We start from the raw sequence: 14,520 nt of genomic DNA on the forward strand, positions 1-14,520 counted from the left end.
ATAGGTGGGAGGCTTTGAAGGCGTGACGCCAGTTGCGCTGGAGCCGTCCTTGAAATACCACCCTTGTATGTTTGATGTTCTAACGCAGGGCCCTGAATCGGGCTCGCGGACAGTGCCTGGTGGGTAGTTTGACTGGGGCGGTCTCCTCCCAAAGAGTAACGGAGGAGCACGAAGGTTGGCTAATCCTGGTCGGACATCAGGAGGTTAGTGCAATGGCATAAGCCAGCTTAACTGCGAGACGGACAGGTCGAGCAGGTACGAAAGTAGGTCATAGTGATCCGGTGGTTCTGAATGGAAGGGCCATCGCTCAACGGATAAAAGGTACTCCGGGGATAACAGGCTGATACCGCCCAAGAGTTCATATCGACGGCGGTGTTTGGCACCTCGATGTCGGCTCATCACATCCTGGGGCTGAAGTCGGTCCCAAGGGTATGGCTGTTCGCCATTTAAAGTGGTACGCGAGCTGGGTTCAGAACGTCGTGAGACAGTTCGGTCCCTATCTGCCGTGGGCGTTGGATGATTGAAGGGAGTTGCTCCTAGTACGAGAGGACCGGAGTGAACGAACCTCTGGTGTTCGGGTTGTCACGCCAGTGGCACTGCCCGGTAGCTAAGTTCGGAATCGATAACCGCTGAAAGCATCTAAGCGGGAAGCGAGCCCTGAGATGAGTCATCCCTGACCCCTTGAGGGTCCTAAAGGGCCGTTGGAGACCACAACGTTGATAGGTGGGGTGTGTAAGCGCGGCGACGTGTTGAGCTAACCCATACTAATTACCCGTGAGGCTTAACCATACAACACCCAAGAAGTGTTTCTGGTGCTTGTAGCGAATGAACGAACTACTCAAAAATTCAGTGATAGCGACCAGGCAATAGCCAATCAGTCATTACTCACGTCAGCTTTCCAGATGAAGTTTTTTGCCTGGCGGCCATAGCGCCGTGGAACCACCTGATCCCATGCCGAACTCAGAAGTGAAACGCGGTAGCGCCGATGGTAGTGTGGCATTCGCCATGCGAGAGTAGGACACTGCCAGGCACCCAACACGAAAAACCCCGCTCGATGAGCGGGGTTTTTTATTGCCTGACGTTTCCCCAAAACCAGCCACTGCCTGCCGAGCTCACGTCTGCTTATTCCTTGCGTTCTCCAGTATCGTCAGCTCTTAGTGCTCATGAGCTCCGGCACCGGAGGCTTCGTCTGCTGCCGCGCCTAGCTCTCCACTCTCACCAGTTTTCCATTTGATTCCTCACGCGGCGCTATCCTGCTGAAACCCGGCATCGGGCCTGCAATTGGGGTTGTATCTGCATCATAACTCGGTAGAGTAAAGGGCATTCCGGGTTTGCCCATACCATGCCTTTGCTTCTCCATCGGGTATGAGAGCACCCCACCCATTTTCATTCACCTTCAGTCAGTGGTACCGATATGGAACAAGTAAACAAGTCTACTTTCAGCGATGTGTTGGAATATGTGCGTATGTCCCGTCGTCAGAACAAGCTCAAGCGTGAAATCGCGGACAACGAGAAGAAGATCCGTGACAACCAGAAGCGGGTGTTGCTGCTCGACAACCTGAGCGACTATATCAAGCCCGGCATGAGCATCGATGAGGTGCAGGCCATCATCGCCAACATGCGCACCGATTACGAAGAGCGTGTTGACGATCACATCATCAAGAATGCCGAGCTTTCCAAGGAGCGCAAGGAGCTGAGCACCAAGCTCAAGGGCATGAGTACCAGCAAGTAAGCTCACACCGCCATTCCCGAACACCGGCTTCCAGCCGGTGTTTCATTTCCATTCGGCAGCTCGGATCTCTTGCCGCACTGCAACAATCGGCTCCCATTTTTACAATCGCCCTGTTAACATCGCTGCAAAGCAGTCAATAGTTTTCAAGCCCTTGACTTGAAACGACTAAGCTTGATTGAAAGACAATAAATTGCGCAACCATGGTGGGGCTTATATGGGCGCATCAAAACAGACGGATTCGAACAAAGTGGCATCTCAGGATTCATCCGTACCGCATGCGGACGGGCAATATCAGCGCAAGCGTCGCCCCTGGTGGCGCTGGTTGTTCTGTTTCATCTTTTTGCTCTGCCTGGCTGCCGTGATCGCCCTGGTCGGTTATGAAATGAAGACCTCCCGATTGCAGTCGCAGGAGATCTCCCGTTATGCCGCCAAGCTGACTTATGAGCTGGAACCCGGTCGCAGCAAACAGATCACCTTCCCGGAAGATGGCCCCTTCGACAAGCGGCTCGGTTATGTGCTGATGCCCATGATCCAGGAGCGCCTCATCCAGCGCGGCTATCAGGTGAGTGAGCAGGTGCGTTTTTCCGATGCGCTTTACAACTACGCCAGCCATGGTTTCTTCGTCCCCTATACCGAGAAGGTGCAGGCGGGGCTGACGCTGCACGACTGCCGTGCCGAGCCTTTCTATCAATACAAGTACCCGACCCACTACTACCCTGATTTCAGCTCCATTCCCCCTCTGGTCATACAGTCGCTGCTGTTTATCGAGAACCGGGAGCTGCTGAGCAACGAGCAGCCGCTGGCCAACCCGGCGGTAGACTGGCCCCGTTTCGCCAAGGCGGCGCTGTCCCAGGTGGGCAAGGCGCTGGACATGCAGGATCAATCCGCCGGGGGCAGTACGCTGGCGACCCAGGTGGAGAAGTATCGTCACTCCCCTGATGGTCTGACCCTGTCCCCCACCGAGAAGATCCGCCAGATGGCTTCGGCCAGCGTGCGGGCCTATCGATTGGGGCCAGAGACCCTGGAAGCCCGCAAACTGGTGGCCTGGGCCTATCTCAACTCGGTGCCGCTCTCGGCGGCTCCTGGTTATGGCGAGGTGCACGGCCTGGGGGATGGTCTCTGGGTCTGGTTCGGTGCCGATGTGGACGAGGTGAATCGCCTGCTGGATCCCGCGCGCAATCAGGACGCCACCCTGGCCGAGCAGGGGCTGGCGCTGCGCCAGGTGGTCTCCCTGATGATTGCCCACCGTCGCCCCTCCTACTATCTGGCCCAGGGGCGGGAGGCGCTGTCGACCCTGACGGACAGCTACCTGCGTCTGTTCGTGCAGGAGGGCATGATCACACCGCCCCTGATGGAGTCGGCACTCAAGGCCAAGCTTGCGTTCCGCGACTTCCTGCAGGCGCCGGCGATCACCCGGGTCAATAACAACAAGGGGTTGCAGGTCGCGCGCACCCGCCTCAGTCGCCAGCTCGGGGTTCAGCTCTATGATCTGGACCGCATGGATCTGACGGCGGATACGACCCTCAACATGCCGCTGCAAAATGACGTCTCCCGTTATCTGCAGCAGTTGGCGGACCCCACATTCGCCGCCCAGGTGGGGCTGTTTGGTGAGCGCCTGCTCTCGCCGGAGAAGACGGGGGACGTGAAATACAGCTTCACCCTGTTCGAGAAGACGCCGGAAGGGGTCAAGGTGCGGGTGCAGACCGACAACACGGATCAGCCGTTCGACATCAACGAGGGCAGCAAGCTGGAGCTGGGCTCGACCGCCAAGCTGCGGGTGCTGACTACCTATCTGGAGATAGTGACCGAGCTGCATGACAGCTACGGGAACATGCCGGCCGAGAGCCTGCGCAAGATAGAGGTCTCCGATCAGGACAACATCAGCCGTTGGGCCATCGCCTACCTGATGAGTGCCAAGGACAAGAGCCTGCCCGTGATGCTGGAGGCGGCGCTGGATCGCAAATACTCCGCCAGCCCCTATGAGGGCTTCTTCACCGGCGGTGGCATGCACACCTTCAACAACTTCCGCAAGGAAGACAATGGCCGCATTCCGCCTATCCGCGACGCCTTGCGCGAATCCATCAACCTGCCCTTCGTGCGGCTGATGCGGGACATAGTGCGCTACAGCCTCTACAAGGAAGGCAACCGCGCCCAGTTGCTCAAGGATGACAAGGATCCTCGTCGTACCGAGTATCTGGCCAAGTTTGCCGACAAGGAGGGCCAGACCTATCTGCTGCGCTTCTGGCGCAAATATCGCGGCAAGACCACGGATGAGCAGCTCGATACCTTCCTCGACGGCCTCAAGCCCAGCGCAGTGCGCCTCGCGGCCGTGCATCGCTACCTGATGCCGGAAGCGTCACAGGCCGACTTTGCTGCCTTCCTGGCAAAGCGCCTGCCGCGGGACAAGCTGAGCGACAAGCGAGTCGAGCAGCTCTACACCAGCTATGGTCCTGGTAAGTATTCACTGCCGGATCAGGGCTATATCGCCCGCGTCCACCCGCTGGAGCTGTGGCTGCTCTCCTATCTCAGGGAGTTTGACAAGGCCACCTTCGCCGATGCGGTCGCGGCCAGCCGGGATGAGCGTCAGGAGGTCTACAGCTGGCTGTTCAAGACCCGCCATCGCAGCGCCCGGGATAGCCGGATCCGCACCATGCTGGAGGTCGAGGCCTTCCTCGACATCCATCAGCGCTGGGCACGCCTGGGCTATCCGTTTGATCACCTGGTTCCCTCCCTGGCGACCGCTCTCGGCAGCTCGGGAGACAGACCCGCCGCTTTGGCAGAGTTGATGGGGATCATCCAGAATGACGGCATGCGGGCACCAACCCTGCGGATCGAGCATCTCTCCTTCGCCAAGGACACGCCCTTCGCCACCGCGTTCGAGCCGGCCAACACCCAGGGTGTTCGGGTGATGCCGGTCGAGGTGGCCAATGCCCTGCGCAACGCCTTGTCCAAGGTGGTGGAAGGCGGTACGGCGCGGCGCATCGCCGGTGCCTTTGCCTTGCAGGATGGCACTGTGCTGTCGTTGGGGGGCAAGACGGGGACGGGGGACAACAGGATCGAGACGGTCGGCCGCTACGGCAATGTCACCAGCTCGCTGGCGCGCAACCGGACCGCGACCTTTGTCTTCTACATAGGGGATGATCACTTCGGTACCCTGACGGCCTATGTGCCCGGCAGCCAGTCAGACAAGTTCCGCTTCACCTCTGCACTGCCGGTGCAGGTCCTCAAGGGGATGGCGCCCTTGCTGGTACCCTATCTGCAACCGGGCACGCACACCCAGTGTTTGCCGGGCAGCTGACGGCGCATAAAAAACGGGGCCAGTTTGGCCCCGTTTTTGTTTCTGTCGGCGGCTGGTGTCCCGCGCCGGCCTCGTGACTCACAGCAGATCTTCTATCTCGCCGCGCAGGTATTGGTACATCTCGCGATAGGCCACCGGCGGCTTGTTCAGCTCCCGCTCCTTGTTGGCGGTGCGGATCAACTGGCGCAGCTTCTGGCGATCCAGTTCGTGGAACTGGGACATCAGTTCGTTGAGGGCGCTGTCACCCTCGGTGATCAGGCGCTCACGCCACTGCTCCAGCCGGTGCAGGCGCGCATTCACGGTGGAGTGACGCATCTTGATGATGGAGAGGGCTTCCTCGATCTGCTCTATATCCCGGCTGCGCATCAGGCGGCCGATGAACTGCAGGTGGCGGCGGAAGGACTCGTCCTTCTTGGGTTTGAGCTTGCGGCCCAGCTCGACGGCTTCGGCCAGCTCTTCATCCAGCGGGATCCGTTCCAGCTCGCTGTGGCTCAGGGAGACTATCTCAGCCCCCAGTTTCTGCAGTGCCTCGGCGTCGCGCTTGAGCTGGCTCTTGCTGGGGCCCCAATCGTCCAATTCGTTGTCGTCTTGATACTGACTCATCGGTCTCTGATTCCTGTCATTCGCGTTGGGGGATATGTTACCAGCTTCTCCCGCTGGGCGCAGGGGTCTGATATGCTTAGCCCCTTTCCTTCCTTCATACAGATGTGAGTTATGGACCAGCAAGATCAAATTCGCCAGGATCAAGCCCATCTCGAGGCGGTGGTCGCCGAGGCCCTGGAGATAGCCAGGGGGCTGGGCGCCGGGCTTGCGGAAGTCTCCATCAGCAAGCAGACAGGGCTGTCGGTGAATACCCGGGGCTGTGAGCTGGAAAGCATCGAGTTCAACAAGGATGGAGCGCTCGGCATCGCCGTCTATCGCAATGGCTGCAAGGGATCCTCCTCGACCACGGATCTAGGCAAGTCTGCCATTCGCGCCGCCGTCGAAGCGGCCATGGAGATTGCCCGCCACACCTCCCCCGATGAGTATGCCGGCCTGGCGGATGCCGAACTGCTGGCTTGGGATGCCCCGGATCTGCAACTCTGTCACTCCATCGAACTGGATCCCCAGCGTGGCATCGAGCTGGCCATCGAGTGCGAGCGGCTGGCCCTGGGGCGCGATGCCCGCATCAAGCACTCCGATGGCGCCAGCTTTTCAAGCCATCTGGGGGTCAAGGTCTATGGCAACAGCCATGGCTTCGTCAAAGGCTATGCGGCGTCGCGCAACTCCCTGAGCTGCGTGCTGATCGGCGAGCAGGATGGCGACATGCAGCGGGACTATGGCTACTCCTCCAGCCGCGCCCTCTCCGGCCTCTGGACCCCGCAGCGGATCGCCGACGAGGCGGTGGAGCGCACCGTCTCCCGTCTGGGGGCCCGCAAGATCAGCACTCGCCACGCCCCCGTGCTGTTTCATCCCGACACCGCCGCCGGCCTGTGGGGTCATCTGGTAATGGCCATCAGCGGCGGCAACCTCTATCGCAAGTCGAGCTTCCTGCTGGACAAGCTGGGCAAGCAGATCCTGCCCCAGTGGCTCAGCATCCAGGAGTTCCCCCACCTGCTGGGGGGGCTCGCCAGTACCCCCTTCGACGGCGAAGGGGTACGCACCCGCGACATGGACATAGTCCGCAACGGCGAGCTGATGAGCTGGCTGCTCACCTCCTACTCGGCGCGCAAGCTGGGGCTGACCACCACGGGCCACGCCGGTGGCATCCATAACTGGCAGGTCTCCAATACCGGCCAGGACTTCCAGGGCATGCTCAAGGAGATGGGCACAGGCCTGCTGGTGACCGAGCTGATGGGGCAGGGGGTCAACATCGTCAATGGTGACTACTCCCGCGGCGCAGCCGGTTTCTGGGTGGAAAATGGCGAGATCCTCTATCCGGTTGAGGAGATCACCATAGCCGGCAACCTGGCCGACATGTTCAGCACCCTGGTGGCGGTGGGGAACGACGAGGACGAGCGCTCCAGCCTCAAGACGGGCTCTGTGCTGGTCGAGCAGATGAAGCTGGCAGGGCACTGAATCGCCAGACCCTGGAAATGGAAAAGGCCCCCTCGCCTGGCGAGGGGGCCTTTTTATTGCTCATCGGCAGGGAGTGACGATCACTCCTTGATGCGCTCTATGCATCCGCCCAGGCCTTGCAGCTTGTGCTCTATGTCTTCATAGCCACGGTCGATGTGATAGATGCGCTCGACCATGGTGGTGCCTTCGGCCACGAAGCCGGCGAGGACCAGGCTGGCGGAGGCGCGCAGATCGGTTGCCATCACCTGGGCACCCTTGAGTTGCTCGGTGTCGCGGCAGATGGCCACATTGCCTTGCAGTTCGATGTCCGCCCCCATGCGTACCAGCTCGGGTACGTGCATGAAGCGGTTCTCGAAGATGGTCTCGGTGACCATGCCGGTGCCCTTGGCCACGGCGTTCAGCACGGTGAACTGCGCCTGCATGTCGGTCGGGAAGGCCGGGTAGGGGGCCGTCTTGATGGTGACCGGCTTGAGGGTGCGGCCCGTCATGTCGAGGGAGATCCAGTCTTCCCCCTTCTCGATGAGCGCACCGGCCTCTTCCAGCTTGACCAGTACGGCTTCCAGCAAGGAAGGGTCCGTCTTGCGGCAGGTGATCTTGCCACCGGTGACGGCGGCGCCCACCAGGAAGGTACCGGTCTCGATGCGATCCGGCTGGACGCTGTAGCTGCCGCCGTGCAGACGCTCGACCCCGTCGATGGTCAGGGTGTCGGTACCCGCACCCTGGATCTTGGCGCCCAGGGCGTTGAGGAAGTTGGCGAGATCGACCACTTCCGGCTCGCGGGCGGCGTTCTCGATCACGGTGCGACCGTCGGCCAGGGTCGCGGCCATCATCAGGTTCTCGGTGCCGGTGACGGAGATCATGTCCATCAGGATGTGGGCACCCTTGAGGCGACCGTCGACACGGGCCTTGATGTAGCCATCCTCGATGGCGATCTTGGCGCCCATCAGCTCGAGGCCGTGCACGTGCAGGTTGACCGGGCGGGCACCGATGGCGCAGCCGCCGGGCAGGGAGACGTCAGCCGCGCCAAAACGGGCTGCCAGCGGGCCCAGCGCCAGTATGGAGGCGCGCATGGTCTTCACCAGCTCGTAGGGGGCGACGTGGTTGTTCACGGCGCCGGTCAGCACGGTCACGTTGCCGTTGACCTTGGTGCTGGCACCCAGCATCTCCAGCAGCTTGAGGGTGGTGCCCACGTCTTTGAGGCGCGGCACGTTCGAGAGCTGGATCTCCTCGTCGCACAGCAGGGTGGCGAACAGGATCGGCAGGGCGGCGTTTTTGGCGCCGGAGATGGTCACTTCACCGGAGAGGGTGCAGGGGCCGGTGATCTTGAATTTGTCCATTTACTTAGATACCAAATCAGGAGGGCAGTAGAAATTTACGTTCGCGCTTCCATTCGGCATCGGTAAAGGCCTTGATGGAGAGGGCGTGGATGGCGTTGCTGGCGATCTTGTCCATCAGCGGGGCATAGATGGCCTGCTGCTTCTTGACCCGGCTCATGCCGTCAAACATGTCGCCGACCGCAATCACCTGATAGTGACTGCCGTCGCCTTTGACATGGACTTCGGACAATGGCAAAGCCTCAAGGAGTATCGCTTCAATTTCAGAGACTTGCATTATGCGTCCTCGGTGTTGGGCGGGGTGGGTTGAAACAGACTGGCCACCCCGTAAAGGTTGGCCAGGATATAGAAATCAGTGGAGGCGCCCACCAGTTGCGGCGTGGCTCCCCGTACCAGAGTGGCTTTGGCCCACTTGACCAGCAGGGCCAGGCCGGCGGAATCCAGGGTGGTGACCCCGCTCATATCGAGCGCATCATCTTGCCACCACTCGGATCGCTGTTGCCACAGGGTGTTGACCTGCGGCGCCTGCAGCTCCCCCTGGAGTGTCATGACTTGAGCACCAGCGGCTTGGCATTGTGCTCACGCAACTGGGCGATCACCGCATCTATGCCGTTCTGGCGAATGAGGCCACCCAGTTCGCTCTGCTTGGCAGAGAGCAGGCTGATCCCCTCGGCAACCATGTCGAAGGCCTTCCATTCACCGGTCTTGTTGTTCTTGCGCAGCTTGAACTCGAGGAAGATATCCGGCTTGCCGGCCTCTTTCACGCTGACGTTGACGGCGGTGATGTTGCTGTCACCGGGCGCCTTGCCCGGCTGGACCTTGACGGTCTGCTTGTCGAAATGGGCCAGGGCATCGGCGTAGGAGCTCACCATGTACTCGGTGAACACCTGGACGAAGGCATCGCGCTGGGCCGGGGTGGTCTCCTTGATCTGGTTGCCGAGCACCTTGTAGGCGGCGAAGCGGTTGTCCACATAGGGCAGCAGCTCTTCGCGGATGATCACCCTCAGGTGATCCGGGTTGCTCTTGACCTGGGACTGGTCCGCCTTCAGGCGGGCGAAGGTCTGCTGGGCAGCCTGATCCACCAGGGCATAGGGATCGGAGGCATTGACCGCCGCCAGGGCGGAGACGGAAAACAGCATGCTGGTCATCAGACCCAGCAGCAGGGCGATCTTCTTGAACATGGTTACTCCTTGGTTGCTGGCGTATCGGTGGCCGGGGAAGACTGGCTGTACAGGAACTTGCCAATCAGGTCTTCCAGCACGATGGCGGATTTGGTGTCTTCTATCATGTCGCCATCCTTGAGCATGCTGGTGCCCATCTCTTCATCGGTGAAGCCCGGAGCCAGGCCGACATACTGCTCGCCCAGCAGACCCGAGGTCAGGATGGAGAGGGTGCTGGTTTCGGAGAACTCGCCGGCACTCTTCTGCATCTGCAGGGAGACGATGGGCACCTGGCTCTTGGCATCCAGCGTGATGTCGCTGACTCGACCGACGACGACGCCGCCGACCTTGACCGGCGAGCGTACTTTCAGGCCGCCGATATTATCGAAATGGGCGCGCAGGGTATAGGTTTCTCCTTCCGGTTTGAAACTCAATCCCGCCACTTGCAGTGCCAACGCCAGAATGGCTGCGATGCCAGCCAGCATGAAGGCACCGACCAGGAATTCTACTTTGCTGAACTTCATCTTTCCCTTATCCAAACATGACTGCGGTGAGTATAAAATCCAGACCGAGCACGGCCAGGGATGAGTGGACCACGGTACGGGTCGTCGCCTGACTGATCCCGGCCGAGGTTGGCTTGGCATCATAGCCATTGAAGAGCGCGATCCAGGTCACCACCAGCGCGAATATCACACTCTTGATGGCCCCTTGCATGATGTCGTCCTGCCAGTCGACGGAGGCCTGCATGGCAGACCAGAAGCTGCCCTCATCCACCCCCAGCCAGTCGACCCCGACCAGTTTGCCGCCGAAGATGCCGATCAGGCTGAACATGAAGGCCAGCAGCGGCATGCTGATGGCCCCGGCCCAGAAGCGGGGCGCCACTACCCGGCGCAGCGGGTCCACTGCCATCATCTCCAGGCTGGAGAGCTGCTCGGTGGCTTTCATCAGGCCGATTTCGGCGGTGAGGGCCGAACCCGCACGACCGGCAAACAGCAGGGCGGTGACCACAGGGCCCAGCTCCCGCAGCAGGGAGAGGGAGACCAGGGGCCCCAGACTCTGCTCGGCGCCGAAGTCCTTCAGTACGTTGTAACCCTGCAAGGAGAGCACCATGCCGATGAAGAGGCCGGACACCAGTATGATGGCGACCGATTGTACTCCCACTACATAGAGCTGCTGTACCAGCAGGGGGAAGTGCTTGCGTGGCTCGGGTTTGCCCGCCAGCGCGTGAAACAGCATGATGGTGGCGCGGCCGACGGCGCTGATGAACCGCACCCCGCTCCGCCCCAGCTTGCTTATCTGACTTATGAACATCACAGATCCTGTAGCAGGTCGCCTGCCGGAAAATGAAACGGAACAGGACCATCGGGCAATCCCTTGAGGAACTGCTCGACCTCTGGATTGTGCTCCTCGCGCAGTTGCTCCGGCGTGCCCTGCGCCACCACCCTGCGGTTGGCGATGATGTAGGCGTAGTCGGCGATGCTCAGCACCTCCTTCACATCGTGGGTGACGATGACGGAGGTGATGCCGAGGGCATCGTTGAGTTCCTTGATGAGCTTGACCAGCACCGCCATGGTGATGGGATCCTGGCCGACGAAGGGCTCGTCATACATGATGAGATCCGGATCCAGCGCGATGGATCTGGCCAGGGCCGCACGACGGGCCATGCCGCCGGAGAGCTCGGAGGGCATCAGGCGGGCGGCACCACGCAGACCCACCGCCTGCAGCTTCATCATGACGATGGTGTGGATCAGCGCTTCCGGCAGACCCGAGTGCTCCCGCAGCGGGAAGGCCACGTTGTCGAACACCGTCATGCCGGTGAACAGGGCGCCGCTCTGAAACAGCATGCTCATCCGCTTGCGCACCTCATACAGGCGGCCGCGGGAGAGGGTGGGGATGTCTTCCCCGTCAAACAGAATATGACCGGACTCAGGCTTGAGCTGGCCACCGATCAGGCGCAGCAAGGTGGTCTTGCCGATGCCGCTGGGGCCCATGACGGCGGTGACCTTGCCACGGGGAATGGTCAGGTTGATCCTGTCGTACAGCAACCTATCTCCGTGACTGAAGGTCAGGTCGGAGATGGTGATCAGGTCATCGTTCAAACAATTGTCCATCCGGTATAAATGAAGAGCGAATTTTATGGGCTAGTCTAGGTCTAAGCAACAGCAAGGAACAACTATTGAGCGGCTTTGCCCCCCAAATACGCGACAGTTTTATGTAACAACTTGCATCAGCGGCAGAGCGTCCCGCATCCGATTCGCTTATCTCGGCAGACTTTTTTATAATCCCGCAGCAAATTTCGGCCCGGAGCTGTGCCTTTATGTCTGTAAAGCCTGAAAAAGTGTCTGAATTGTTCGATTTCCGTCGCAGTGCCCGTGCGGTGCTGGACATAGAAAAACAAGCCATCGATGGACTCTACCAGTACCTCGACGAGACCTTCGAGCGCGCCTGCGAGATGGTGCTGCGCTGCGCCGGTAAGATAGTGGTCACCGGCATGGGCAAGTCGGGCCATGTCGGCAACAAGATTGCCGCGACCCTGGCCAGCACCGGGACGCCCGCCTTCTTCCTCCACCCTGGCGAAGCCAGCCACGGGGATCTGGGGATGATCTCCGCCGGGGACCTCATCATCGCCATCTCCAACTCAGGCGAGAGTGACGAGATCCTGGCCCTGCTGCCGGTGCTCAAGCGCCGCGGCATTCCGCTCATCTGCATGACAGGCAACCCGGCCTCCACCATGGCGAAAGAGGCCAACGTGCACCTGTGCATCAAGGTGGAGAAAGAGGCCTGCCCGCTGGGTCTGGCCCCGACCTCAAGCACCACGGCGACCCTGGTGATGGGGGACGCCCTGGCCGTGGCCCTGCTGGAAGCTCGCGGTTTCACCGCCGATGACTTCGCGCTCTCGCACCCGGGCGGGTCGCTGGGCAAGCGGCTGCTGCTGCGGGTCGGCGATCTGATGCACAGCGGCGAGCTGTTGCCCCGGGTGGGGATAGATGCCACCATCAGCCAGGCGCTGCTGGAAGTGAGCCGCAAGGGCCTTGGCATGACGGCTGTGGTGGATGAACAGGGGCTGCTGGCCGGTCTGTTCACCGACGGTGACTTGCGCCGGATCCTGGATCTGCAGGTGGACATTCACCACACCCCGATCAGCCGCGTAATGACGGCCAACTGTGTTACCGTAGGGCCTGAGATGATGGCGGCCGAGGCCGTCAAACTGATGGAAACCAGAAAGATTAACGGATTGCTGGTGGTGGATGAGGAACGGCGACCACTTGGCGCCTTCAACATGCACGACCTGCTGAGAGCCGGGGTGATTTGATGCAAGACGTACCGACCCTCTATGGTCCGGTAACGCGCAGCCAGTACGAGAAGGCGGCGCAGATCCGCCTGCTGGTGTGTGACGTGGATGGGGTGCTCTCCAATGGCTTCATCTATATGGGCAACCAGGGGGAAGAGCTGAAAACCTTCTGCACCCGCGACGGTGCTGGCATGCGTGCCCTGCTCAACGCCGGCATCGAGATTGCCATCATCACAGGGCGCAACTCCCGTATCGTCAGCGATCGGATGAGGGGTCTGGGGGTGCGGCACCTGGTGCAGGGGGCGGATCAGAAGCTGCCCCACTTCGAGGCGCTGCTGACCAAGCTCGGTCTGGAAGCGTCGCAAGCGGCCTACATGGGGGACGACACCATAGATCTGCCGGTGATGCAGGCCTGCGGCCTCGGCATAGCGGTGGCGGATGCCCATCCGCTGGTGCTGGCTCGTGCCGATCTGGTGACCCGCCTCGGGGGCGGAGTGGGCGCGGTGCGCGAGGTGTGCGATCTCATCCTGCAGGCGCAGGGCCTGGGCGACTACCAACCAGAGGCTTCGGTATGAACAAGCAGACGTTTCTGTTCGGCCTGCTGTTTCTGGCGGCGCTGGCCGCCTGGCAGCTCGGCGAGATCGAGCTGGCGCCCGAACCGGCTGCCAAGGTAGAGAACTATCAACCGGACTTCACCGCCAAGAACCTGGTCACGACCCGCTTCAACGAGCAGGGCAAGCGGACCGAGCGGTTGGAGTCCGAATATGCGGAGTATTACCAGATCCTCGAGCAGGCCACCTTCGACAAGCCGGTGGTCTACATGTTCGATGAGCAGGGGGAGGCCGAGTGGAAGGTCACGGCCGAAACCGGGGTGCTCAACACAGATGACAACGTGATCCTGCGTGACAAGGTCCATCTGGACGGCCTGCTGCCGGCGTCTTTCATCTCCACGCTGGATACCCCCTATCTGGAGCTGGATCTGGTGACCCAGGACGTGAGAAGCAACCAGCACATCAGCATAGTGGGTCAGGAATTCCAGACCGAGGGCGTTGGCCTGAAGGGCCATCTGGATCGTAAATATTTCGAATTACTGGATAAAGGCCATGCCACTTATTTCAATGAAAAACGTTAATCTGGCCCTCGCGGCCCTGCTGCTGTGCAGTACAGTGAGCGCCAAAGAGTCCGACTTTGCCGAGAAGGTCTATGTGGATGCGGTCAAGCAAGTGGCCGAGATGCAGGACAACCGCATCACCTTCAGCGAAGACGTGATCATCACCCAGGGCACCATCAAGATTAAGGCCGACAAGGTGGTGGTGATCCGCTCCGGCGACAAGGGCGCAGAGGTGATGACCGCCTATGGCAATCCTGCCACCTTCTTCCAGATCCTGGACAACGGCAAGCCGGTCAATGCCCACGGCAACAGCATTCGCTACGAGCTGAAGAACCGTCTGGTCACCATCACGGGCAACGGTCAGCTCAAGCAGGAAGACAGCCAGGTCACCGGCGACCTCATCCGCTACGACATCGTCAAGCAGAAGATGATCGCCGAGAGCAAGGGACCCACCCAGCGCGTCAAGACGGTGTTCCTGCCGGATCAGGTAGAAAACTTCGACAAACCCGCCGATCAGAAGAAGTAGGAAACAGAA

At 60.6% G+C, this 14,520-nt stretch carries 15 protein-coding genes and 2 rRNA genes (1 of these 17 only partly in view); 9 read left to right on the forward strand and 8 right to left on the reverse strand.

The window, feature by feature from the left end; all coding sequences use genetic code 11:
- The 4 genes from ACWPWQ_RS16120 to ACWPWQ_RS16135 form a co-directional block, all read left to right on the forward strand.
- Window positions 1-789 (forward strand): 23S ribosomal RNA (locus ACWPWQ_RS16120); it begins 2,101 nt to the left of the window's first position.
- A gap of 126 nt (window positions 790-915) precedes the next feature.
- A 5S ribosomal RNA gene (rrf, locus tag ACWPWQ_RS16125) occupies window positions 916-1,030 on the forward strand.
- A 384-nt stretch (window positions 1,031-1,414) separates the two neighbouring features.
- Window positions 1,415-1,732, forward strand: a complete 318-nt coding sequence (gene tmaR, locus ACWPWQ_RS16130) for a PTS system regulator TmaR (RefSeq protein WP_025328544.1) — start codon at window positions 1,415-1,417, stop codon at window positions 1,730-1,732.
- A 214-nt stretch (window positions 1,733-1,946) separates the two neighbouring features.
- Window positions 1,947-5,030 (forward strand): transglycosylase domain-containing protein, encoded by a 3,084-nt coding sequence (locus ACWPWQ_RS16135; protein WP_454010253.1) that lies wholly within the window; start codon window positions 1,947-1,949, stop codon window positions 5,028-5,030.
- A 78-nt stretch (window positions 5,031-5,108) separates the two neighbouring features.
- On the opposite strand, the gene yjgA is transcribed toward ACWPWQ_RS16135, so the two are convergent.
- On the reverse strand, window positions 5,109-5,633 hold the full coding sequence (gene yjgA / locus ACWPWQ_RS16140; RefSeq protein WP_025328542.1) for a ribosome biogenesis factor YjgA: 525 nt from the start codon (window positions 5,631-5,633) through the stop codon (window positions 5,109-5,111).
- Between the two features lie 111 nt (window positions 5,634-5,744).
- Here yjgA and pmbA point away from each other — a divergent pair, with 111 nt between their 5' ends.
- Window positions 5,745-7,088 (forward strand): metalloprotease PmbA, encoded by a 1,344-nt coding sequence (gene pmbA / locus ACWPWQ_RS16145; RefSeq protein ID WP_454010254.1) that lies wholly within the window; start codon window positions 5,745-5,747, stop codon window positions 7,086-7,088.
- A gap of 80 nt (window positions 7,089-7,168) precedes the next feature.
- Here the strand turns inward: pmbA and murA are convergent, their stop codons facing one another.
- Genes murA through mlaF form a run of 7 tightly spaced genes read right to left on the reverse strand, consistent with a single transcriptional unit; the run spans window position 7,169 to window position 11,693 of the window.
- Complete coding sequence (gene murA / locus ACWPWQ_RS16150; protein ID WP_106885623.1) at window positions 7,169-8,425, reverse strand: UDP-N-acetylglucosamine 1-carboxyvinyltransferase; 1,257 nt, start codon at window positions 8,423-8,425, stop codon at window positions 7,169-7,171.
- A gap of 16 nt (window positions 8,426-8,441) precedes the next feature.
- Window positions 8,442-8,699 (reverse strand): BolA family iron metabolism protein IbaG, encoded by a 258-nt coding sequence (gene ibaG / locus ACWPWQ_RS16155; RefSeq protein WP_005306001.1) that lies wholly within the window; start codon window positions 8,697-8,699, stop codon window positions 8,442-8,444.
- Entirely contained in the window at window positions 8,699-8,971 is a 273-nt protein-coding gene (locus tag ACWPWQ_RS16160; RefSeq protein WP_454010255.1) for an STAS domain-containing protein, read from the reverse strand. The genes ibaG and ACWPWQ_RS16160 overlap by 1 nt, the downstream gene beginning before the upstream one ends.
- Window positions 8,968-9,603, reverse strand: a complete 636-nt coding sequence (gene mlaC / locus ACWPWQ_RS16165) for a phospholipid-binding protein MlaC (protein WP_404837282.1) — start codon at window positions 9,601-9,603, stop codon at window positions 8,968-8,970. The genes ACWPWQ_RS16160 and mlaC overlap by 4 nt, the downstream gene beginning before the upstream one ends.
- Window positions 9,604-9,605: 2 nt before the next feature.
- Entirely contained in the window at window positions 9,606-10,106 is a 501-nt protein-coding gene (gene mlaD, locus ACWPWQ_RS16170) for an outer membrane lipid asymmetry maintenance protein MlaD (protein WP_106885624.1), read from the reverse strand.
- Window positions 10,107-10,113: 7 nt separating this feature from the next.
- Entirely contained in the window at window positions 10,114-10,893 is a 780-nt protein-coding gene (gene mlaE, locus ACWPWQ_RS16175; protein WP_202047363.1) for a lipid asymmetry maintenance ABC transporter permease subunit MlaE, read from the reverse strand.
- Window positions 10,893-11,693 (reverse strand): phospholipid ABC transporter ATP-binding protein MlaF, encoded by an 801-nt coding sequence (mlaF, locus tag ACWPWQ_RS16180; protein ID WP_342059719.1) that lies wholly within the window; start codon window positions 11,691-11,693, stop codon window positions 10,893-10,895. Before mlaF ends, mlaE begins: the two co-directional genes overlap by 1 nt.
- A gap of 206 nt (window positions 11,694-11,899) precedes the next feature.
- Between mlaF and ACWPWQ_RS16185 the strand changes: the two genes are divergently transcribed.
- The 4 genes from ACWPWQ_RS16185 to lptA are packed head-to-tail and all read left to right on the forward strand — an operon-like array spanning window position 11,900 to window position 14,511.
- Window positions 11,900-12,895: a KpsF/GutQ family sugar-phosphate isomerase gene (locus ACWPWQ_RS16185; RefSeq protein ID WP_025328534.1), complete on the forward strand. Its 996-nt coding sequence runs from the start codon at window positions 11,900-11,902 to the stop codon at window positions 12,893-12,895.
- Window positions 12,895-13,449 carry a 3-deoxy-manno-octulosonate-8-phosphatase KdsC gene (gene kdsC / locus ACWPWQ_RS16190; RefSeq protein ID WP_005331333.1) on the forward strand — a complete coding sequence of 185 codons (555 nt, stop codon included), beginning with the start codon at window positions 12,895-12,897 and terminating at the stop codon, window positions 13,447-13,449. Before ACWPWQ_RS16185 ends, kdsC begins: the two co-directional genes overlap by 1 nt.
- On the forward strand, window positions 13,446-14,006 hold the full coding sequence (lptC, locus tag ACWPWQ_RS16195) for an LPS export ABC transporter periplasmic protein LptC (RefSeq protein WP_139438913.1): 561 nt from the start codon (window positions 13,446-13,448) through the stop codon (window positions 14,004-14,006). Before kdsC ends, lptC begins: the two co-directional genes overlap by 4 nt.
- A complete protein-coding gene (gene lptA, locus ACWPWQ_RS16200) occupies window positions 13,993-14,511 on the forward strand; it encodes a lipopolysaccharide transport periplasmic protein LptA (protein ID WP_025328531.1) in 519 nt (172 codons plus the stop codon). Before lptC ends, lptA begins: the two co-directional genes overlap by 14 nt.
- Window positions 14,512-14,520 lie beyond the last annotated feature (9 nt).

The organism is Aeromonas sp. Marseille-Q7275, from assembly GCF_965119515.1.

Bases quoted from the DNA above. Each gene is read 5' to 3' on its own strand.
- tmaR (WP_025328544.1), top strand. From the start codon at position 1,415: ATGGAACAAGTAAACAAGTCTACTTTCAGCGATGTGTTGGAATATGTG.
- ACWPWQ_RS16135 (WP_454010253.1), top strand. From the start codon at position 1,947: ATGGGCGCATCAAAACAGACGGATTCGAACAAAGTGGCATCTCAGGAT.
- yjgA (WP_025328542.1), bottom strand. From the start codon at position 5,633: ATGAGTCAGTATCAAGACGACAACGAATTGGACGATTGGGGCCCCAGC.
- pmbA (WP_454010254.1), top strand. From the start codon at position 5,745: ATGGACCAGCAAGATCAAATTCGCCAGGATCAAGCCCATCTCGAGGCG.
- murA (WP_106885623.1), bottom strand. From the start codon at position 8,425: ATGGACAAATTCAAGATCACCGGCCCCTGCACCCTCTCCGGTGAAGTG.
- ibaG (WP_005306001.1), bottom strand. From the start codon at position 8,699: ATGCAAGTCTCTGAAATTGAAGCGATACTCCTTGAGGCTTTGCCATTG.
- ACWPWQ_RS16160 (WP_454010255.1), bottom strand. From the start codon at position 8,971: ATGACACTCCAGGGGGAGCTGCAGGCGCCGCAGGTCAACACCCTGTGG.
- mlaC (WP_404837282.1), bottom strand. From the start codon at position 9,603: ATGTTCAAGAAGATCGCCCTGCTGCTGGGTCTGATGACCAGCATGCTG.
- mlaD (WP_106885624.1), bottom strand. From the start codon at position 10,106: ATGAAGTTCAGCAAAGTAGAATTCCTGGTCGGTGCCTTCATGCTGGCT.
- mlaE (WP_202047363.1), bottom strand. From the start codon at position 10,893: ATGTTCATAAGTCAGATAAGCAAGCTGGGGCGGAGCGGGGTGCGGTTC.
- mlaF (WP_342059719.1), bottom strand. From the start codon at position 11,693: ATGGACAATTGTTTGAACGATGACCTGATCACCATCTCCGACCTGACC.
- ACWPWQ_RS16185 (WP_025328534.1), top strand. From the start codon at position 11,900: ATGTCTGTAAAGCCTGAAAAAGTGTCTGAATTGTTCGATTTCCGTCGC.
- kdsC (WP_005331333.1), top strand. From the start codon at position 12,895: ATGCAAGACGTACCGACCCTCTATGGTCCGGTAACGCGCAGCCAGTAC.
- lptC (WP_139438913.1), top strand. From the start codon at position 13,446: ATGAACAAGCAGACGTTTCTGTTCGGCCTGCTGTTTCTGGCGGCGCTG.
- lptA (WP_025328531.1), top strand. From the start codon at position 13,993: ATGAAAAACGTTAATCTGGCCCTCGCGGCCCTGCTGCTGTGCAGTACA.